This window comes from Kosakonia radicincitans DSM 16656 (assembly GCF_000280495.2).
Lineage (GTDB): Bacteria > Pseudomonadota > Gammaproteobacteria > Enterobacterales > Enterobacteriaceae > Kosakonia > Kosakonia radicincitans.
The window spans coordinates 31,263-52,979 of record NZ_CP018017.1 but is presented as its reverse complement, the minus strand read 5'-3'; the positions used below and the strand labels follow the sequence as shown (position 1 = coordinate 52,979).

At 46.8% G+C, this 21,717-nt stretch carries 20 protein-coding genes; 14 read left to right on the top strand and 6 right to left on the bottom strand.

The genetic code is table 11. The annotated features are described in order from the left end of the window. The first annotated feature begins 35 nt into the window (after window positions 1-35). The 5 genes from Y71_RS28350 (at window position 36) to traN (ending at window position 9,517) form a co-directional block, all read left to right on the top strand. Window positions 36-374, top strand: a complete 339-nt coding sequence (locus Y71_RS28350) for a hypothetical protein (protein WP_024196083.1) — start codon at window positions 36-38, stop codon at window positions 372-374. Beyond that, entirely contained in the window at window positions 352-1,452 is a 1,101-nt protein-coding gene (gene traF / locus Y71_RS28345; protein ID WP_007372246.1) for a conjugal transfer protein TraF, read from the top strand. Before Y71_RS28350 ends, traF begins: the two co-directional genes overlap by 23 nt. Continuing rightward, window positions 1,449-2,891, top strand: a complete 1,443-nt coding sequence (locus Y71_RS28340) for a conjugal transfer protein TraH (protein WP_009653894.1) — start codon at window positions 1,449-1,451, stop codon at window positions 2,889-2,891. The genes traF and Y71_RS28340 overlap by 4 nt, the downstream gene beginning before the upstream one ends. Window positions 2,892-2,905: 14 nt before the next feature. Next, a complete protein-coding gene (locus tag Y71_RS28335; protein ID WP_007372249.1) occupies window positions 2,906-6,424 on the top strand; it encodes a conjugal transfer protein TraG N-terminal domain-containing protein in 3,519 nt (1,172 codons plus the stop codon). A 435-nt stretch (window positions 6,425-6,859) separates the two neighbouring features. Next, complete coding sequence (gene traN / locus Y71_RS28325) at window positions 6,860-9,517, top strand: conjugal transfer mating pair stabilization protein TraN (RefSeq protein ID WP_007372250.1); 2,658 nt, start codon at window positions 6,860-6,862, stop codon at window positions 9,515-9,517. 44 nt (window positions 9,518-9,561) lie between these two features. On the opposite strand, the gene Y71_RS28320 is transcribed toward traN, so the two are convergent. The 6 genes from Y71_RS28320 to Y71_RS28295 form a co-directional block, all read right to left on the bottom strand. After that, entirely contained in the window at window positions 9,562-10,332 is a 771-nt protein-coding gene (locus Y71_RS28320; protein ID WP_007372251.1) for a putative periplasmic lipoprotein, read from the bottom strand. 127 nt (window positions 10,333-10,459) lie between these two features. Continuing rightward, window positions 10,460-10,990 (bottom strand): FlhC family transcriptional regulator, encoded by a 531-nt coding sequence (locus Y71_RS28315; RefSeq protein ID WP_007372252.1) that lies wholly within the window; start codon window positions 10,988-10,990, stop codon window positions 10,460-10,462. A gap of 2 nt (window positions 10,991-10,992) precedes the next feature. Next, window positions 10,993-11,523: a hypothetical protein gene (locus Y71_RS28310; protein ID WP_016241572.1), complete on the bottom strand. Its 531-nt coding sequence runs from the start codon at window positions 11,521-11,523 to the stop codon at window positions 10,993-10,995. Beyond that, a complete protein-coding gene (locus Y71_RS28305) occupies window positions 11,516-12,076 on the bottom strand; it encodes a transglycosylase SLT domain-containing protein (protein ID WP_016241571.1) in 561 nt (186 codons plus the stop codon). The genes Y71_RS28310 and Y71_RS28305 overlap by 8 nt, the downstream gene beginning before the upstream one ends. A 29-nt stretch (window positions 12,077-12,105) precedes the next feature. Further along, on the bottom strand, window positions 12,106-12,636 hold the full coding sequence (locus tag Y71_RS28300) for a hypothetical protein (protein WP_016241570.1): 531 nt from the start codon (window positions 12,634-12,636) through the stop codon (window positions 12,106-12,108). Window positions 12,637-12,650: 14 nt separating this feature from the next. Beyond that, window positions 12,651-13,673, bottom strand: coding sequence for a ParM/StbA family protein (locus Y71_RS28295; protein WP_007372253.1), 1,023 nt, complete (start codon window positions 13,671-13,673; stop codon window positions 12,651-12,653). 1,183 nt (window positions 13,674-14,856) lie between these two features. On the opposite strand from Y71_RS28295, the gene mobI reads away from it, so the two are divergent. From mobI to Y71_RS28245, 9 genes are all read left to right on the top strand, one after another. Then, complete coding sequence (gene mobI, locus Y71_RS28290) at window positions 14,857-15,288, top strand: conjugative transfer protein MobI(A/C) (RefSeq protein WP_016241569.1); 432 nt, start codon at window positions 14,857-14,859, stop codon at window positions 15,286-15,288. A gap of 876 nt (window positions 15,289-16,164) precedes the next feature. Further along, entirely contained in the window at window positions 16,165-16,854 is a 690-nt protein-coding gene (locus tag Y71_RS28280; protein WP_009652897.1) for a hypothetical protein, read from the top strand. A 594-nt stretch (window positions 16,855-17,448) separates the two neighbouring features. Further along, window positions 17,449-18,012, top strand: coding sequence for a hypothetical protein (locus Y71_RS28275; protein ID WP_007372259.1), 564 nt, complete (start codon window positions 17,449-17,451; stop codon window positions 18,010-18,012). Between the two features lie 12 nt (window positions 18,013-18,024). Next, window positions 18,025-18,441: a hypothetical protein gene (locus tag Y71_RS30550; RefSeq protein WP_016241566.1), complete on the top strand. Its 417-nt coding sequence runs from the start codon at window positions 18,025-18,027 to the stop codon at window positions 18,439-18,441. A gap of 121 nt (window positions 18,442-18,562) precedes the next feature. Continuing rightward, window positions 18,563-18,814 carry a hypothetical protein gene (locus Y71_RS28265; protein ID WP_007372261.1) on the top strand — a complete coding sequence of 84 codons (252 nt, stop codon included), beginning with the start codon at window positions 18,563-18,565 and terminating at the stop codon, window positions 18,812-18,814. A gap of 15 nt (window positions 18,815-18,829) precedes the next feature. After that, the gene (locus Y71_RS28260) at window positions 18,830-19,102 is read left to right on the top strand and encodes a hypothetical protein (protein WP_016241565.1); all 273 of its coding nucleotides are present in this window, start codon (window positions 18,830-18,832) and stop codon (window positions 19,100-19,102) included. Window positions 19,103-19,115: 13 nt separating this feature from the next. Then, window positions 19,116-19,499 carry a hypothetical protein gene (locus Y71_RS28255; RefSeq protein WP_007372262.1) on the top strand — a complete coding sequence of 128 codons (384 nt, stop codon included), beginning with the start codon at window positions 19,116-19,118 and terminating at the stop codon, window positions 19,497-19,499. 62 nt (window positions 19,500-19,561) lie between these two features. Beyond that, a complete protein-coding gene (locus tag Y71_RS28250) occupies window positions 19,562-20,266 on the top strand; it encodes a hypothetical protein (protein ID WP_007372263.1) in 705 nt (234 codons plus the stop codon). Window positions 20,267-20,434: 168 nt separating this feature from the next. After that, window positions 20,435-21,607 (top strand): hypothetical protein, encoded by a 1,173-nt coding sequence (locus Y71_RS28245; protein ID WP_007372264.1) that lies wholly within the window; start codon window positions 20,435-20,437, stop codon window positions 21,605-21,607. The last annotated feature ends 110 nt before the right edge of the window (window positions 21,608-21,717 follow it).

Here is a 21,717-nt window from a genome sequence, read left to right as displayed (position 1 = left end):
CGTAATGCCGTCCGTATTTCTGATAAGGGAGTTTTATGAAGACACTTAAATGTTCTCATAACAGGGCAATGCTTATGCCAGCACACAAAATCCCTGCGGTATTAGTTAACGACGACCCTAAGAACATAGTTACTGATGAGCTGTTGCGTAAATATGGAACACGCATGACTCTCGATGAGGCTTGCTCCGAAATTGGTGTTAAGTCGGATAGTGTAGCCAAACGTATAGGACAGGTCAGATATAGGCATTATGCATTAACTCGCCAACTTGAAAGTGCAAGGGTCTTTAGTGGAAAAAATAGCTTTTTCTGGACGGAGTCTATCGCAAGAATAATTTCCGAGGGTAATTCCGATGAAATATCAATTTTTAACTAAAATCATTATTCCCCTGCTAGTGGGATTTGCTTTTTCTACCTCAGTTCTTGCGGATGAGGGTAACACCCCAACGTCTCAATCCCCTCAGACCACCAGTGACGACCTCGCTGGTGGTCAGGCATTTCTGAATGGAAAAGAGGAAGGTTGGTTCTGGCGTAAATCGCCACCTGAGCCAGTGAAGAAAAAGCCAGTGAAGTTACCTCCTCCGCCGACTTTACCGCCTCAAGAAACGCCTAAACAGGTTGCTCAAACACCTATGGAGTCGACTCCAGAACCTGCCGCAACTGAAAAGCCCGGCCCGGCTCCGTTCACCGTAGCCTGGTTTAATGAAAACATTCAGAAACTACGCAACCAGGCCATCGACAATCCTACCCAAGAAAACGTTAGGGCATATTTTCTGGCCCAACGCATTATGCTGGATAAAGCCAGCCGCTTTACTGATATGGCTAGGTTGGTTACTTCTACCGACCCCCTCATAGATGAGAATAGCCGCCGCTCAACCTCAACATTTGGGGCAATGGATCAATCGAATGAAGCTGAAAACAATTCGAGAACGGTCATAAAAGACGTAGCGACAAAAGCAGGATTGTTTTTCTTCTTCCGTGGGGAAAACTGCTCCATATGCGTAAAGCAAGCTTCTGTTATGAATACGTTTAGTTTCATGACAGACATGAAGGTCATCCCAATTTCACTTGATGGTAAACCTCTTCCAGGGAATATTTACCCGGACTGGAGGCCTGATTCTGGCCAGGCATCAAAGCTCCAAATATCAAACGCACCTGCGATAGCTCTGGCAATCCCGCCATCTACAACACGCATTGTCTCATTTGGGCCTATCAGTGCAGACCAGTTAATTTCAAGAACAGTCCTTATTGCCCACGATGCAGGGATCATTTCTGACCAGCAATATAAGAGCACCTTGCCATATAACGATACCGGCTATATCGACTCAAACATTCTGAATGACATGCCTAAAGACCTAACTCAACAACCTGATGAGTTTATCAAATATATACAAGCTAAAGCTGGCTACGGTTCGACACCTAACCCAAATGCTAATAACCCGGGGGAAAAATGAAGATTTCGCGCAACTATAATATAAAGAATGTATTCCGTAGAAACATTCTTGCAATTTCTATCTGCCTCTCCGGGTTGACAGCTTTTCAATGCGAGGCCACCAGCATTAGTACTCAGCTAGACAGTATGTTCGGCTCTATGTCGAATGTTACAGCTCCCGGTGATTATCAGAGCGTTACACGTGATGGATATACCGGTGGCGGATTTGTTCTACGTAATAAGCTCCGTACATTGACACCTATTAGTATTAGTCTCCCTTCTGCGTCGGGAGGATGTGGAGGGATAGACCTTTTCGGCGGGTCATTCTCGTTCATCAACGCTGATCAGTTCGTCCAGATGCTACGTAATATTGCTTCTAATGCTGCCGGTCTAGCTTTCCAGTTGGCCCTGAACGCTATGGATGCCGTTCTGGATAATGCTATTTCGAAAATGCAGGCAATCATCCAGCAGATGAACGATCTGACCGCAAATTCGTGTCAGTTAGCGAAGGGGTTGTTAGTCGACACTGCCTCTGCATTTGGTGACAGTGCAAAGGCTGCTGTATCTTCTCAGCTGTCCTCTGATGGCCTCTCAGACCAATTTAAAGCCATGTGGGGCAATATGGGTGGTGGTAAAGCACCCGACGTACAAAAACAAGAGGCAGGGAAAAGAAAGGCATGTGACGATTACGGTAACATTGTGTGGTGTTTGCTCCAGAATGGTAGCTTTAGTAATCAATTCATCGGCTCCGAAGATGAGCAAAAAGAACTTATTATGTCTATGACCGGCACCATCATCGTCGGTAGCCAGTTGGGTACAGATAAAGATGGGTCAGCTAAAAAGAGTGTGGTTAGGATTGCTCCACTCGCAACTTCAAATGTCCTGGATTCTTTTATAAATGGTGATGATAGTTTCGATTTCTGGTCTTGTTCAGGTCAGACTAGTACTTGTGAGAATCCCAAAAAACAGACCAAAATAATTAAAGGTCTCGCTGCCAATATCACACTCTTCTTTATCGATAACGGATATTTGAGCTCGGCCAGAACTGGTTCAAACCCTGGGGATGCTAAATTACGGCAAGCAAACTACTACAACGTAGCTGGTGCTACCAGTAAAGCGACTCAAATTGCACGTCATGATTTAGCCGCATCTTATTCCTATATACGTGAACTATCTCCTGTCATAGCCTATTCAGCTGCTTATAACTACCTCAGCGAAATGCTTACGGCTGCTGCGACCGGCGCACGGCTCCAGCAGGAAAATGATAAATCGGCGTCAGTTTATTATAAGGATGCTGGAGAGCTAATCGAAAAGGCAAGGCAAAATCTGTATGTCTCCTATAACGCCATGATATCCCGTTATGGTGGCGAGGCCCGTATACCTGAATCATTCAGCAACTATATGACAACGCTTCCGCAGGTTCATTATGAATCTGAAGGTTCTCTTGATGGCTCGCTCTAACAAGGTAACTTAATATGAGTGAATGGAACGTATATACTGTTGGCAACATTGAATTTATTTATAATATATTCAATTCCGTTGCCATGTTATTGAATGATGGCACTTACGGATCCTTGTTTAGGATTTCAGCACTCATTGGTGTAATTTGTGTCGTGCTTGCTGCTGCTATATCAGCCGGGAAATCATTATCCCTTTCTCATATGTGTGTGGCCGTCGTGATGTATTACCTGTTTTTCAGTGTATCGATGCGCACCAACATTGAAGATGTTACAACGGGTAAGTTTCGTGCTGTTGATAATGTACCAGCGGGATTAGCCGTTGCCGCATCTGTACTGTCTACTGTTGGGTATGCAACTACCGAGAAGATGGAGCAGGCATTTTCTGTCCCAAGCATGACTGAGTATGGGTCTCTGGATCCCCTTTTCACTCTGGCCACTTTATACGACACATTGAAAACGCCAATGCGCTGGACGGGTCAAACTGGTGCTTACGGTGATCTGGACGCAAGCGTTTCAAACTATGTGAAGAACTGCGTAGGCAACGATATTATTCGTGGGTCTAAAACCTTTGCTTCAATGTATCGCTCTAATCAAGGTGTATCAGGGCTAGCCTCGAACGATTCCTTCCAGCGGGTTGTTATTTACGACAATGTACGTAGCGGCTGGTCTACCAGTACTGAAGAATCTTCAAATGGGGGCTCACTTTATACCTGTTCTGACGCGTACACGAAACTTAAAGGACTCGCTACCCAGAACGCTTCTAGCCTGGACTCAGCTTTTGCCAGCTCTTATACCGCATCCGGGCGCACTTGCGGTGGTGCGCCATGCTCAGGTTCAGGAAAAGCCCAGGAAGTACTGAATTTCTTCAACATAAGTGGCACTGATATTCGTGATTTCCAATTGATGTTGGTCATGTACCCTCATTTCAGGGAACTGCCAATGTACGGACTCGAAAGCTCATTTCGTGGTACTGCTGCTGTAACTCGCGCCCAAACCATGACTCAACAGGCATTCCAATGGTCTTCTTCTGGTTCATCATTCTTGAGCTGGATGGGTTCATTTATGCCGATTTTCCAGGGAATAATATACGCACTCGCACCATTTATGGCCTTCCTTTTCGGTCTGGGTATTATGGGTTTGCGACTGGTGATGAAGTACTTCCTCGTTATCATCTGGACATGGACTTGGCTTCCCCTCGCAGCGGTCGTCAACATGTATGTGTTAAACAGTATCCGTGATACGTCAAGCCAAATTCTTGTCAGTTCGGGTTCTGGCGGACTTAGCTTTGCTCAGCTTTATCAGCTCCTGTTTGAGACTCAAAAAAGTATAGGTCTTGCTGGTAATTTATACGCGATGATCCCGGCCCTGGGTGGATTCATTGTCTGGGGCAGTTCTGTTGCCTTTAACTCTCTTGCAAGCTCAGCAGCAGCACCTTCAGCTGCCGATACTAAAACTCTCGCACCTGATGTCACCAACGCTCCTGCGATAAACAGTCGTGGTTCCGATGTTGAATTTAACCCAACACAAGGAACTATCATGGGTGGGTCTTCTGGCACTCTCCCTGCCATTGACATGAAAAAGGTCGCTACTCACAACCTGTCCAGCGCTAAGCAAGAACTAGATTCAGCATCCAGTTCCTTGACTGCCCAATCTGGAGCAATGATTAGCCAGGTGGCCAGTAACATGAATTCTGGTGGACATTCGCAAGTTTATAGTGACGCTTCCAATGCAGCATTTGCCAGCCTGAGCAGCTCAGATCGTGCCCTTGTCAGTTCTGTGGCTAAAGAACAAGGTATTTCTGATATGCAGGCGCTTGTCTCTATCGCCAAAGGTGATGTGAGTGTCGGTGGCGGTGCGGGAAGTTCAAGTGCTGGTGTTGGTGTTAAAGGTGGAATGTCACGTTCAGAGGCAGAAAGCAGTGGCCTGAGTAATGACAACAGTGCTAAGTACGGTTCTACAGACAGCGCCTCGTCGCACAAAATAGACAGTGCGACCCAGTCACGCATCGTCAATACCGCAGCAAGTGCGATGTACCAGTCCTTATCGCAAGAAGGTGAGAGTTCTCAATCGACTCGTTCTTTTGCTGAGGCAAATCAAAGAATGCAGTCCGCACAAAAGAACTTCCAGGAAGCAAACTCCTTCGTTTCAAGTACCTCAATGGGCCAGACAATGAATGCTGCGCAACTTGCTACAGCCATTGGTCGTAATCATGATGCACAAGCAACATTGACTCAAACCCTCGCGGCGCACCCGGAACTGTCCAGCAAAATCGCCGGTGATGCAGCGAGCCTGACCTCTTTAGGTATGACTCACGAAGACGCGCATACCTTTGCTCAATTCAAAGCAGCCAGTGAACTTGGTGTTGCCGGTGCAGTAGCTGCCAAAGCCGGGTTCATTAACGCTGATTCCAGCCCAGTACTGACGACAACTGCATCTGAGCAATACCGTGGCGTGAGTGGTGGAGCTGAAAGCGCTGGTGGCCGCGCAGTTGCTGGTGCAGCGGACGTTGGCAACTCCGTTAATGCAGTAACAGGCCGATCTTACGGAGCGCTTGGTGAAGCACATGCGTCATCGTCTGATGGTTATGGGCAAGGCCAGGTTAATACTGTCGGGGGACAGAATAGCGGTGCAGTTGAGCAAATTCACAAGGGAAATGAGGGTGAAGTCATGACGAAAGCGGGTAACACCGCCGCAAATGATTTCGAAAACAACCACTATAATCTTGGCGGTATTACTGGCGATTTTAATAAACTCGTTTCTCATGTCAGTAATGCGTTCAAAGAAAGCCCGGTATATGAACAGGTACATGATCAGGCCAGAACCATCGCTGGGGAAATTCCGCTTGGTGGAGATGCAAACCGCGAAGCGGCGCGAGATTCTATTGTGAACTACTACGCCATGACTAAAGCTGGAGCGTCTGAGCAACAACTTTCCCAGGCCCGCAGTGACATGATGGCACGTATTCAACTCGCGACGGGTGGTGAAAATGACAATGGAACGGTTATGGGCGGAAATACTGCTCTTGCCCGTGGTATTGCAGCCCGTATTGATAATGCCGGTTTAGACCGTTCAGCCAATGATGGCTCCATTATTCAACAGGCTACTACTGCACTGAATACCGATCGCCAAACCCACGAATACAACACCGGTGGCATGGCCAACAACCTTGGAGGGATGCATCAGGCATCAAATGGAGGTTCTGCTGTGGGTGATGGCGTCCCTTACGCGATGGGAACCCACAACCAGGGATACGGCGAGGCTGAGACAATGACCGTTAATGCCCAAGGTGCTGAAGGTCATAATGGTTTAAACCAGAACTCAAACTATGGTGGGTCTGAGACAACAAACATTAATACCCAAGGCGCTGGTGGTCATAGTGATTCAAATAACGGAGGTACAATGTTCAGTGATCCGCCACCTGCACGTGCAACCCAGTCGCATCAGGAGTATGTACCTGTGCATCCACGTAATAAAGAGAACAATGGAGGTCATAGTGGTGGAAATGACGACATGATAATTTCATCGAGTAAGTGATTCGCAATAAAGCCCTGCAATCTTGCAGGGCTCTTATGTGGTCACGAACATGTATACGACAGGAAGGCTCAGTAAAGAATAGAGCAGAATATAAAACTCCCACATACGCTCACATTTGCTCTTGAACGTTCTGCCATTTTTTCCACGTCCCCTCTTACCATTTCCACCACCATAATCTGAATCGCTTGGCCCCGATAATGGGATAAGGCCAGTAATACCAAACATGTCCATAAGTACCTCCAGTCGGTAATATTCAAGACGCTGAAAACACCCTCGTTTTGCCGTCCTTCTTTATTGTCTGAAACCAGTCTGTTTAATACGCTGCCTGCTTAATCCTTCATTTTAGTAGCTTCGCATAGAAATGCTGGCTGACGAAATTTAGTTACCGAGATCTCTGATTTCATAATCAGTAACCACGACAAAGGTGATCATAGAATGAAAAACCTTTTCCGCAAAAAATGGTTTTACAGACCACTCTGCACAATAACGATGTTATGTCACCTTGGTGTTGTATCCTACGTGCCGTATGCCTTTTCAGCAACGACCCAGGAAAACGTTACATCTGCCACTAATTTCTATAAAACACTGCCGCAAGTTTCAGCTACGTCAAATGGTACGGTTCAGTATGGAAAAGGCCAGGCCGTTGATTTGAACTCTGCTTATCCAAATCAAGGTTCATCAACTTCACTGGATAGCCTGAAAGGAACCTACGGAGATGACAGCAACACGCTAAAACTGGGCAATACAACCAACGCCAATCTGAAAACCGAAAATTCACTGCGCGGCGAAGCTTACCGAACGCTGGTGGGCTCAACGAAAACTACAGCAAACATTAAACCTGATGATTCCATCTTTGATGGCCATAAAGACTTCCTGGAGAATCAGGATAAGTACATGCAAGATCTTGGTGATTGTTCTATGACCAAGACCATGACGAATAAGGACACCGTCAACCATATCCCTGATTATCGCGAATGTACCCGTACCACAAGTGTCAGCGGCACATTCACCCTCTACCATCCTTACGTTGCCGGTATGCTCTCGCATTATAGTGGCGCGGCGAACATCGGTTCTTGCGGCACTAACTGCATCGAACTCTGGCTCGGGACTGTCGGTGATAACTACTGGGACGGCAACTGCACAATATTTGAACAGGCAATGGCCGTCACTGTCTACAATCCCCAGGCAGTTACCAGCGCCAAGATCATCAGGGCTAAATGGGATGATTACATGCAGATTTATGTCGGTGGTACAGATAGGGGTAGTTTGGTTTGGGCAGGGCCAAAAGGTTTAAACGTCTTCCCGCCAGAGACATCAGGAGCCTGTGAATTAAAAACAAGCTGGGATCAGTCGATTAATGTAGATGTAACAGCACAAATCCGAAATACCCCCCAAAATGGCGTTCTTAATTTCAAAAACCGTGTGTCAGTGACTGGCAGCGGCGAAGGTTATGCTCTCATTTATATTTACTTTGACCCAAACAAAATTATCTCGGATAACGCCTGGACTGTTGATAAACCTGAACAATTCGATACGTTGCTGAAGGCCATCAACGCCGGGTATTGCCAGAATTACACGGTAACCTGCCGCGAGACAGTCATTCCTGATGCAAATGGGTGCGCAACCATAAATGGCGCACGTATCTGCGAAAACCAGCTTGCTAAGCCGCCGATCGGAGGTCTCTCACCTTTCTGTAAGTCTGCAACGGTAGTTTCCAACTGCGGAACCGACGGTGGCGTTAACAATACTTGCAAGCAGTACGATGCAAACACTGCATGTAAATTCATTAAGTCCACTTGCATAACAGGTGCGGAGGGTGACAAAAATGGGTGCTGGCAGGCAACCGAGGTATGGGATTGCGGAACGGATGTCGTTGTACCCAATACCTCCTCCACCGATACCTATACTTGTCCTGGCGCTGTGCAATGCCTTAATGGGTCTTGCCTACAGCCTTCTGCTGAACCAAGCGGCGATTTCAACAAAGCAGTTGCAACTCTTCAGGCCGCAACTTACGCATTGAATGAAATGAAGTGTGGCGATGATACTGACGAAACCAACCGTTCCTGCACTCTTTTTAAAGGTGAGTCTGCACAATGTAAATCGGCGATGGGGGGATGGGTGGATTGTTGTGATCAGCCCGTAGATGTCAGCTGGATTCAGTATTTGCAGTTGTCCTACTACACTCTAAAAATTGCTGATGCTGTCTCTGTAAAAGCCGGTATGTTCGAACAGGGAAAAGGTATTTTTGACATGGGTTCCGAACTTATGACTAATGCCATCGATACAATAACTCGACCAGCTATTTCCGCTTTCAACAGTCTGGTTGGGTCGGCAGGTACTGAAGCGGCTCAGCAAGCTACAGAAGCAGGTTTGTCCGGTTTGATGAATCAGGCTATAGGAGCGCTGACGAAACAAGTTGCTCAATGGACTCTTGATACCTTCGGCCCTGCTGCGACGAATCTGATATTTGAAAGTGCGGCCTCTGGCGGTGGCGCAGCCGTAACATCGTCTGGCCTGGCTACATCTGTTCAATTGTCGTCAACTATTGTTTCGGCAATATCCGTGGTTGGATATGCTTACATGGCGTACCAGATTGCTAATATACTGGTCAACATCATCTGGGCTTGTACTCCTGATGAATTTAAGCTTGCCGTTAAGAAAGAAACAAAATTGGCCGTGCATATATCCAGCTGGTGTGAAACAAAGTTTCTGGGTGTCTGTATCGAGAAACGGTCAAGTTATTGCACGTTTGATTCTCAGATTGGTCGCATCATTCAGGAACAAGGGAGACCAATGTTAGGTATCGGCTGGGGGGATAAAAAGAACCCGGATTGTCGACCACTGACGTTAGAAGAATTTGGACGGATTGATTTTAACAAACTCGATTTGTCAGAGTGGATTGGTTCACTTTACGAGGCGAAACTTTTACCTAAAGCGTCGGAAATAAATCTGGATAAGATAACCGGTAAAGGAAACGTATTGAATATAGATGGATCTCGCCAGAACTCCCTGGAGCGATTCCAGAGCGGTGTTGACAGTATCGATGTTGATGCGGCGAAATCTAGCACAGAGGCTGTTTTGAAAACTCAATAGCTTTGCAGGATAAGAAGCCCCGACTTTATGTCGGGGCTTTTTTTTTACTTTCTGAACAGGTATTGCTTACCGTCACTGAATACCATTGGTTCATGTTCAGGAGAGCCTGGTAAGAACAGAGCCCGCTGAGCACCCAGTTCTTTACTCATTTCTTTAACCAGACCTACGTTAGAGGCTCGTGTTGCATAGAGGTTGAAGCAGTCATTACCGATAATGAATGTCACCTGACCGCTGGTGCTGATAGGTGGTTTCGGCAACGTTGGAGCTATATCAGCATACGATACCCAATCACCGTTCGTCGCTTTCCGACGAACTGCATTTTCAACAGCACCGCCTTTCCCCTCACACATCCCACCAACTTTGTATCCATCCATCCGGGTTAGTGTTTTCCAGAAAATCGCATTGACCTCACGCTCATTATCTTCCTGAGATTTACCGTTCCATGACGCGACACGCACCACGCCATCAACAATAGCAGTAGGCTGTTGGGCCGTTAAAACAGACAGCACAGGGATGAAAGATGTGTGTGTCGCGAAGCCCGCAGCCACATCGGCCACTCCATTACCTCCCAGGTTGGTTACACCTTTTTCACCAGCCTTAACCGGGGTTTTGAGAGGGACAAGCTGCCCATTGGACGCGAAACCGTTATAGATAAGGTATTGATCGCCAGCATCGGTGATCTGACGTAAATCCATCGCTCGGGCAAATTTCAAAGCATCAGATGGATTGCTGTCAACCGGCATAGCTGGTGGTTGAGAAGCCGCGCAACCAACTAACATCAGCGATACCAAAGCAAGACCAGAGATTTTCTTCATTTTATTTTCCTTGGGACACCAGTAGGTTTGTTATTCAATACTAACCCGACTCATTCACGTGACGAAGTATCCAGGCAATAAAAAAGCCCGTTAAAACGGGCTTTTTTATGAAATTTAACTTAGTCACTTACGAGCTTTCATTTTCAGCTTCTGTATCAGAGCAGAACGGACAAATATGTTTTTTCCGTGGACGGTCACAACTCTGCGGTGAAATAAATGAAAGATCGCAACGGTAACACCTTACCATACGTATTTCTTCAGCTCGAAAATCACGAGCAAGAGTCCAGGCCTCGTTGGCATCAATCATCATTTTCGAGGCTTCTTCCGGGCGGAATTTAAGGTTTAGTTCCCGGTAGATTTCGAACGCACTCACCACATCAACGATGTTGTCACTGTTGTTTGGGTCTTTCGAACGACGCAGATAGATGCTCATAAAATTGGTTGCCTCAACCTTTTTATGTGTCGTATTGAGCAGCGTCTCTGAATGTTTAAGTCGTCCGATTGATACATCACTCAGATGGAACTCTTTTCGCAAAAAATCAATAACACGGTCACTTGCATTAAGCGAATGCACAATGATCTTTCTACGAAATCCTAATTTTACCATTTTCTGTGTTAAAGCAAATTTATCTTCATCCCGGACAAGAGCAGCCTTCATAATCAATTACTCCAATGAGAATAGCGCGACTGTAAGTAACCTGTTAATTCTAAGGTTGGGTTGGGGGCTCCAATAACTGTACTGAAGTCACAATCTACTAAATCGGCAAATGGACGAATAGGTTTAAAATATATTTTGCCGGTTATGATTGCATCGATTGTTTGTGCATCATCCATACGTTCGACAAGCTGTACGGTTTTTTCATTATCAAACCAGTAGAACGTTTGGGCAACAGTCCCCGTATTAATGAAAACACGAACACTGAATACCAGCAGGGCAAGCCGTAGGATGTATGAGTCATGACGAACGAATTTTTCTACCTCAGTAGATATCTTGCGCTCGGGATCATGACAGATATTAAAGATGGGCAAGTCATACTTCTCCATCGATAAAGCGAGCTTGGCCTGATTAGATTTCTCTATCAAAAATTCCCGGTCTCCTTCTGCTAACTCAAAAGGGCTTTTATACAACGATTGCGCACGGGTAATAATTGAGATGGCAGTCTGTAGAAAATACAAATTTTGATTAATCATTTTCGATAAGCCTCTTCCATACGCGTAATACGCGCTGACCATATTCACGAGCCTTGCCTTCCAACTTAGGGTTTTGAGTGTTGTATCCACCTATCGCCAGTTCTATATCGCCAGGGTTAGCTTTGATGGCTGCACACAAAGTCTTTGCCCCGATTCGGATGTTTGTATCGACATCCAGGAGTTCTTCAGGATGGTTAACATACTGTCCGTTCCAACGAAAATTAATTTGAACGATTCCAATATCTGTTACCGGAGTGGCTGAGAGATAGCGGGCTAGCGCTCTCTTTGCATCTTCATAACTTGTCGGGTAATACGACCCATAAACATAGTTGTTCAATGCCCAGGGGCTGGGAACAACATACCCCTTGGTTCCTGCATTATTTTTACTCTCGGTGAGTGCCACCGCGTAGAGAAGGTACGGATCGAGGCCACACTCTTTCTGGGAATGCTTTTCCCAAGAAGTGCCACGAAGATCTACAAGCCTGGCGTTCGTACTCGTGCAGTAAGCAGCACATAGTAAAGCGAGCACCAAACTCTTCGTTGCTATCTGCATTTCCCCTCCCCACAAACCCTACAACGGCATCAACTTATGCGAACACGCCTTGGTGTAACCTTTTCATTAACGCCGCTATCTTGATTGTCGCCTGTCTCCCCAACGCCCGATTTATCTCCAGGATTGGGATCCGGTATTTTTCCAGCAATCTCAGGCTTACTGGTAAGGTTCGCCGTCGATAACTGGTCATCTTTAACTTCGAACTCTTGAATATCACTGCCCACACAAAATGGCGGGCCTGTATTGACTATATCGTTGCTAACCACGTGACGAAATTTTGGTTCAGTGTCCTCATTTACTTTGGGTAAGTGGCCGTCTCTCTGACTAGTCATCAGACCAGTCTCATTTTCTGTATTCGGCCCACGGACTGATTTCTTCTGTTCTGATTTACGTTTTTTTGAAGTCTCACGGACGATACCGGGTATAAAACTGTCACCTGCTAGCAATGCTCGGTTTGCCAGCGCCAATAGTGAACTGCTGCGCTGGCCAGACTGTTTTGATTCCAGATAATTAATCAGCTCTGGAAACAGTATTGGATTAATCGTCACTCGAACTTGCATGAAACCCCCTTTGCTCAATCATCGCCGTAAAGCATCAAGTCAACGCCATAGTTCCAGAAACCAATGGCATTACTGGCAACAGGCAACGGGCTCGATACGATCCTGGCTCGGGGGAATTCTTCTCGTATGGTCTGTTCGTAGAACCTTGTCCCACCACCGGCAGCTGCAATGATATGGACTGGCCCGAGAACCCTTGTCGATTTTCGCAACTCTTTGACTACATCACTGGCGATGGAGGGAATAGCTTCTTCAAGCAGAGGACGTAGGGAAATGTGGCGGAACCCATTAAAGAAAGACTGCTCATTGTTACGGAGAGCGATTTCAATAATTTCTGGTAGATCATCAATTCGCTCTTCCGGGTTATCGGCATTAAGGCGGTTCACAATGCTTTCGATAATTGCACTGGTTGCTTTTAATGATGAACCTGAAGAGCCTGATACCCTGCTTCCGCTCTTAAAGGCGATGTAGTCCATCGAGAAGAAGCCAGGGTCAACCACGAGAATGGTCGACTTCTCTAATTCTTCCTGACTGATAAGGCCCGGTCTGTTAACGATGTCATTGATGACACCAACGCCCTGCTGAAGAACGAGGCATTTTTTAACAGTCACTGTTTTTCCTGGCGCAATAGTAAACGTACCGGTGAGCCTCGCAGTCAGTTTCGCGCGTTCACTTTCATTAGCAAGACGGACAGGTAAACCAGTTACTACCAGGTCGATTTCATTGCCTGCTTTAGCAGTGATTTTATCCAGTGAGGCCAGATATAGTGCCAGGTACATTTCTGTCATGTGGTAACGGTCATGCAGCTCACGCGCATCGGGGCGTTCGGTAAAAGCCCGCCATTCTTTACCTCCTGGGTACACCAACACTTCATGTTCGCAGCTACGCTTTACCAGCCGCACATCATCTACTGGCTCATTCGTAGCGTAGGCCGGATAAATACTGACTGTGGGTTTGTCATCCGCTGAATCCCCTACAGCAATTTTTACATTGCTGTATCCAATATCAATTCCGCAGACAACCAATTTGTCATTGCTCATTCGTTAACCCTGCAAGTTAAAAATGAATTACTGCCACTCCGATAACATTTGAGCGCCAAAAAGGGGTTCGCACTAACGTAAAGAAAGGTGGCCTCCCTCTGTCAACGTCGGGAATTAACCGTTAACAAGTTGTAACATGGTATTCAAACGATCATCGATTACCATTTTTTTTATCGGCAAAACGTCCCCATTTTTGACATTAATAATGGCTAGATACGGACGTTTAAAATGTCAGATATGTACATAAATGCTGCATGAAACTGGACGTCATATATGGCTAAATCCGGCCCTAAAAACCTTAACCCCTAACCTAAATCAGACTGAGGAAATTAGGTGGTAATGTATGAGGGCAACACATTTAGATTGGCTTTCCGCCTGGGGATTTCGCGGAGTATATATACTAAAAACACATGCTTCGGTGAGGTGAATTAAGGTATGTTGTGGCGATTACTCAAGGGTACACTTCGTGAAAATTTTACTTAAGCACAAGTTATAATTTCACTTAAATATGCATATCTCCCCTTCACTTCCCCCCCAAAAAAACTCTCTCAAACTAGTATATATACCTACAAAATGTGACATAAATCACTATGAAGTTACTGTGATTTAGGATTGATCCTGAAGACGGAGGGAGGTGATGGAAGTTTCAGCTGCGTTTGCCATTGTATTCTCCAGAAAGGTAACAAAAAGTGGAAAAGCCAGAAACATAAGTTTCTGCCATATCATATAGCGACTCTACATAATCGTTTACTAAGAGGTTTGTGCAGCGGTGGGCGTCATCCCGTTAATCGCCTCTACATTAGGGGAAGTAAGTTTCCATTATATTCCCCAGAAACCTATTAAAAATCAGAAATGCCCAGAAACGTAGTTTTCTGCCATATCATATAGAGATTGGCAAACTGCTTGATTAAAATAAAATGGCTTGATAAAAGTACCCGTACAGATAGATATTAATAGCTCAATCACCAGATTGCCATTGTATTCTCCAGAAACATGCAAAAAATGAGAACACCCAGAAAGATACTTAACTGGAGAATCAATCTTTCCTGTTTTGGAACTGAAAACTAAAAATCGAACCTGAAAAGGAGTTTTCTCTTTCTCCAGAAACATAGAGTTCTGGCGTAATAATAGAGATTCTCTTTTTTGGGGTTAAGTCCTAATCAAAAAACATCGAGGTGGTTTTATGCAACTCGTCGGGTACATCAATGATCTGGAAAAGGCTCGTGATGCGGTTGATTCAGCCGCAGAACTTCTGTTTAACGAGGCCAATAGTCTTCGGGAGGAATACTGGGACAAAGCTATTGCTGATGACGAGAAGGCACGGTACAGCTTTAACGTAACCAGGCAAGGAACAACTATCAGGATCCGCTGGGCCAGATTGACACCTTTGCGCAAAGCTGGTGGAGGCATTGATCGTGTCGTTCCCAAATACCTACCTCTCAACAAAGGCGAATCATATCCACCAGCGAAATTTAAGGATGCAAGCCAGCGAGAACTTGCGCTTATCGAACTGTATGAAGGTCAGCTTATTTGGTTGCGTGATGAGTTACGAAAAAACCGTGCAATTCGGCAGGCACTTTCACTTCGAATAACTCACCTAAGAAAACAGCTTTAGAAATACAAACCGCTCTGGAGTAAACATAACGGATATACATGAATACCAGGCGATGACCTGGTATTTTTGTTAGTGAGCCTTCAGGCGATCTGTTAGTGAGCCTTCAGGCGATAGCGGACTTATCGCGGCGGAAATGAATCAGGATGATCGCAATATGATCGCGAGTGTTTTCGCCCGGGTATGATCGGGTGGGAATGCAGCGGACTATTTCGCGGGCGCGAATATGGAAGGTAAACAAAGCGGAAGCGATAGCGTCGGTTTTCTCTATTTTTACATCGGGAGGTTGAGCATGGTAATAATCAAACCGCACGATGTCGGAGGAAAGATGAATTTCCTCCGGGGGTTTTTATGGGCAACCGGAGGTTGCCCTGGTTTTAATCGCCGGGGAAAACCAAAAGTGAATAACCAACATGGTTTTCCTCCGGGGGTTTTTGTCGCGGCGAGTACCGCTTAGAAATTGTGATCGGCTATCGAAACGGACAATATGAAGTCGATACCCTCGTTCGGAATAACTTCCCTCCCGATACACGCGTAAACAAAACGAAACCATTAACAAATTATCGCTCAGATTATCAAAGTGGATCATCTCCGTCTCATACCAGCCAAATTCCCTTGTAAACCGATCTGTATTCGCAAAAGGATCCGTTATTGGGATAAAACCACGCCAGAATCGCCTCAGAACGATTCTGAGCTTATCCCCCTGGTATTTTCACGATCGGATTGATTAAAACGCGCCTGAGCGTTTTGAGCGCGTTTTGTAGATCGACATATCTGTAAATTTCCTGAGTATGGTTTGGCTATGCCCTGATTTTGTTCCGAACGGGGAAGCCGTTATGATTAGGTCTGAATGTAAAGCACTTGTAGAGGTGATGCGGTATGAGTCACGAGCGCATTGAGGTTTTTGGTGATGGAGGCAGCTGGATAGCCGAAAGGCTTAAGTCATTCAGGTTAACGATCTTGGGTCAAAGTGAGTCGTTGTCTATCGTCAGGAACCCGACTGACAATTCTGCCTGGGTGACTCACGATGATACCGGCCTTGTTTTATGTCCCCTCCATGTTGATGGTTCGTTGGCCCCGGATATCGCTGAAGCTACTGAGACGGTGGAGAAATACATCTCCCGAGTGAGCCCTGCGGGAATATCAGCACGGATAAAGCAAGCCCGTAACCACCTGGATAGAATTGCCGCACCGGTAGACTCACGTTCTGCGGCAGCACTGTTAAGACGTGGCGGAATCCCGATTCTCTCACTGCGAACCACGGAATATCTGAAGTGGTACGAGTTGTTAGCGAGACTGGCGAAAGGTCAGGCTCTGTCACCATCCATCTGGGTGGATAACTACCTTGCCGGTGATACACCAGAAAGTGCATGGGCTAATGGACGCGGACTCTATGAGTTAATCAACAATGGGAATATGACATCAGCCAATACGATTTTCCCGGTCTGGTATTCTGTAGCTCTCGCACTGGGAAGATTCACAACAGAAGAACTACCTGTGATGAACGCCTGGCCGAGCTATTGTGATGGAACCCGTGTGGAGAGTTTTATCCAGTTGTATCGTGATTAATTCTTATTCATATGTCATATGATTAACGCTAAAGAAGATCTGCGGTAAGTCTGGCCGTTACCCGGAACCCCGGGACAGACCGAAACTTGCTTTCGGGTTGTCTCGGGGTTGGCCGAGCGAAGCGCTGGCAAGCACCACACCTATTTTGAGGAGAAGCCAATGTTAATTTCGTATAAGAGCAAATTGAAATTAGGATCTATCGCACTATGTTCATTTGGTGTAGGTATGGGCGTTATGCTATCAAAAACCGTTCCACTATCTTTAAGCGCTGTAGTAGTACTCGCCTTTTTCTGGTTACTCTCAATCATTTGTTTAGGGGTTGCTGCTTTCTTTTGTTCCGATTGAAATTGTGTAGTTCATACAGTACCCCGAATAATCCCCGCCTTTGTCAGTAGATAACCGTGAGGCAGACCGAAACTTGTTTTCGGGCTGTCGAGGGGTTGGCCGAGCGAAGCGCTGGCAAGTACAGACCATATTGTTCCCCCTGCATTTCTCATCGCTAAATTCTTTCTTGAAATATCGTCAGATTCCCTGTTTGTCACCCACCAGCCTCATGTTGTTATTGACCTAACTGCCATTCAATGGGAAGCAACAATGTTTAATTTAATCGCGAAGGCTAAAGAAGCAGGTTATCAATTCTGGATCAGTGCCTCCAAGGTACTGACAGTTACTACCGGAACCGAGATGGGGCTGACGATTATTAAAACTGTAACTGATATTAACCCTTGCTTGCTGGTGGCGGAGTTAATGAACCTTGGGATCACGTTATCCCCAGATAATAATTATTTCTGCTGGTTGGATAGCGAAGGTGTCCTTTGGGCCGTTGACCGCCACCATCTCTATCGAGGAAATACAGGGGAGCATGGGGTAAACTGGGATGTCGTCTATCATCACGGCATGGTAATTAATACCCCTGAGCAGGCATCCATCCTTTTCAAAATTCCCCACATTGGGCGCTTTACTGCCACTGTAATGTATAGCGCTGGCTATACACCCGACTGGGCTCTTCCAGCCTTTGTTGATTTTTCTGGTGAACCGGATCATGAAACAATACTGTCGTGGTTATCCGAGGTAGGCATTCGTAATGCAGGAATGCATCTCGAAGATATTGAGTTTCTTTCTGTTGAAGAAAATCCCGACGCTTATATCTCTCTTTAATGAGGTCTCTGTATGTCAAACGTTAAACCTTATTCCTGGGTAGTTCGCTTCGATGTTGCTCCTCAGTGGGTAGCTGACGGCTTTATCATGACAGATACCACAGCTCTCGAAATGCTATCTGATGTTATCAACTATGCAAACGATCACGAACTTGCCGCATTGGTTATTTCAGCACCCGATGCAGAAAGAATTTCCGAGGAGCAAGGCTATTTGGCTTCTAACAATGCGGAGCTAATGCGTCAGGTGCTAATCGGCTCACCGCAGGCATATGCTAAAGCATCTGTGGCAAATACCCTGCTAAAGGCTATAACCGCACTTGAGCAAACGCAGGATAATAAGCAGGTCGTTAAAGAACTGCATTCCAGCCTCGCTTTACTGACGGGCAATAAGCCTATTTCGGACATTATCTGGTTTCCAACCCCAGAATAATTCTTTCATAAAGAGCTTAAATCTTTAGCTCATTTATTTATGGATTTTCTATTCGTCAGCCACCCAGCGTGTGTTTAACTGAAGTTAGTAAACAAAACGAAAAACATACGCGGGGTGATTTATGAATACTGCAATTCATCAAGTACGAAATAACGTTCGTCGCACTACATCTGCACGTCCTGTTTGTTATCCAGTTCGCCCGCAGACAGAGAAAGAACTTTTTTCTGTAGGCCGCAGCCTCTGGTATCGCTACACCACTTCATTTGGCCCGTGCCGTGAAGTTCACCATCATCATGTGCAGCAGCTTGCACACCTGGTGGGTAAATCTGTTGGCTATGTTGAACATGCCATTAATCATTACCTCACGCATTGAACGAGGCGGCTTAATATGTCTACTCAAATCTATTGTGCGGTGCTTCGCCATTTCATGATGATGGCTGCATCCTCCCAGCACTCATTGATTGTGCTGAAGCAATTATATAACGCAGAGATTTCATCGAAAGCTCACCTGGCCGGTCTCTCCGTGTCCGAAGCTGAAGCGCTCCTGGCTCTACCATCCACCAGCTGGCGCAAACGCGATGATGTAATTCATGAGCTGAACATTCGCCTTAAGCAACTCACTAGCGTAGCCACACCGCCAGCTCAACAAGTCGCAAACTGAAGGAGTCTATAACATGCTGCCATTTCTCATTTTGCTGTTCTGCTCATCGCCTGAGACGGCGCGAATGATCCTAATCTACGCTACCGATGAATCTGCGGCCCGCCTCCAGGCGCTTGAAGATTTCGCACGTCTGAATGATTCGGGTTTTGCTGCTTCCGCCCAAACCCCATATGAGTGGGAGAATCCTCACGGTGACCAGCTCTTTATTGAGTCGGTATACCCGGTTCCATCCGGCGATTTATCTGCTATCCGCCGTATGCTCGGGGATGACGATGCCCCATATACCGACAAGCACCTTATTGCCGGTTTACTGGAGGACAGCCGACGTATCCAGATGATTGAACCGAATGCCGGTACTCTTTCTCGTATTGCTCAGGCAGAGCAGTACCTTCAGTAGACTTGTGTTCCGACCGCCCACCAGCAGGTGGGCTTCGGGCTAATTTCCTGTACGAGGTATGTATGCAAGGTACACCACGCTGGTGGCAGAACGGTCGTCGGGTGCAGGCCGTTCTCGCAGAGAATCAGACCGCAGATGTAAGGCTCAATATCGGCCCAGAAAATGACTTCTGGTTTACTGATGATGGTAATAATCCTGTTGCTGTGCTTAGGGTTATCGGCCCGGTCTGTCCACTGGATCCGCTAAAATTCACCTCCAGTATCACTGATGTCCTTCCTGAAGATGTCCATAGCTATAAAAAAGCCCTTCAGGAACACCAGATGATAAACCGGCCTGTCTCGTTCTATCTTGCACTTGCCGATGCCTGGTTGCTTGTTAACGAACAGCAGCCGGTTTACCAGTTCCGCATCCGAAACCAGTACAACGGCATGACTACTGAATGGAATTCCGTTGCCCGGGACAAAGTCATTGAAGTGATTAAGATGCAGCCGGAAACCGCTGAATTCCGGGTTCTCGTCCCATCGGCTCCTGAGCCTGCTGCGAATGCCCGGCAGTTGATCTCAGAAATTGAAGGTCTGCGTGAAGCTATTGGGAAACTCTACCCGGCAAATACTGATGTACGTCGTATTGCCAGAAACAGCGGCTGGATGCATGTATACGACGACACCAATGCCAAAATGAACTTTGCAGACAATGCCAGAAATACCCCTTATCTCGATGCCTTTGTGACTCAACTGCATCTCTTCCTCACAGATGATCGAGAGTAGATGTAAAACCTCCCTGAATCTTTCTGCTCTAACCAGCGCTGTCATATAGCATTTTTTTGACGGCGCTGCCGGTTGCGCTTTTATCAAACATGGTAAATACATTGTTTCATGCTGTCTGGCTCCCGGGCGCGGAGTTATCGTTGATGGAACCAAGTTGAGATATTCGAAATGAAAAGACCAACGGCACATAAAAATGACCGTCTGCCGGTGCGAAGATCTAACCCTACAACGCCTCAAGCAAGAGAGCGCGTTATTGCCGGGCTGGTGGCCTCAGCTACATCTGACTTCGTCTACCTCGTTCAGTGGCTGAAATCAGGAAAGCAGAACGGTGACCCTCTACAGCTATCCAGATGGGATAGCCTGAGAAATGCAATAAGCCACCTTGAGACGCTTGATGCTGGTGTACAACCTGACTGGCGCAAAGTCCTCACCCTGGTGTCGCGGGAAATTCATACCAGCCATAATGTCCAGGCGGTTGTTACTCCTCCGTCTAAAATCGCCGGTGGTATACTCAGCAACCTTAACGACATCAGCCAGAAGATAGCGACCGGGCTTGCTTCCCCTGACATGCTCGGCAGGCTCGATTATATGCTTCAGTTGACCGCAGGCCTGGCAGGTGGTGATGATCTGGCGCAAAGCATCCGTAAGGTTTCAGACAGTGCAGAAAAAGCCCTACGTGGTTATGACAAGCCGCAGGCAAAGGCCAAAACGCCTAAACCGGCCCCACCAGCTCCTGCATTCCGGGATGATCAGACGTTCAGGCAAGAGTGTGCGCCACTGATTGGGGTTGATGACCTCTTTGTTCTGGCTAATTGCCTTATTGCGATGTCCGCCCGCCTGGGCCGTTCTCCTGTCAGCCTAGCGAAACGCGCAGCGGGTTTAAAAGGTGTGATTAAACCCGATATGCTGGCTGACCTGCTGGAGCTCTTACAGCAGGACGTGGATCTGACCGCCCTGGCCCCGCCACCCAGGGTTAAAGACGATAATAGCCGCAGTGATGGAGGTAAGCTCGTCGGTTTAACCGGGGTCGTCGAAGGTGGCGCGTCAATCGGTGCTGAAGCGCAGCGTATCATCACCGCAGAACTGAAGAAGCACTCGCCGCTCACTTCGGCGCAGCGCGTATCTTTCGATACCGCCCGTGCGGGTCTGGCGCTGGAGAGCGATACATTCCGGGTTATTGAAGAGATCAGACGTATTGCAGCATCACTCAACTGGAGACCGCTGGCTGTCGCGGCCCATGCCGCGCATAAATCGCCTGGTATCCGCCCGGAGATTGCCGGGGATGTGATCACGTTGCTGGCGCAGGATGAGGCCTTAACCACCAGCAAGCCTAGCCGTTAAGTACCTGCCGCGCTGACTACAGCTTACCTCGCGATATTGCACCAGCAGCTCAGAAATAATACCGGTATAAACGTCCGCGTTTTGCCGGTATTTTAATTCGCCCTATTTTT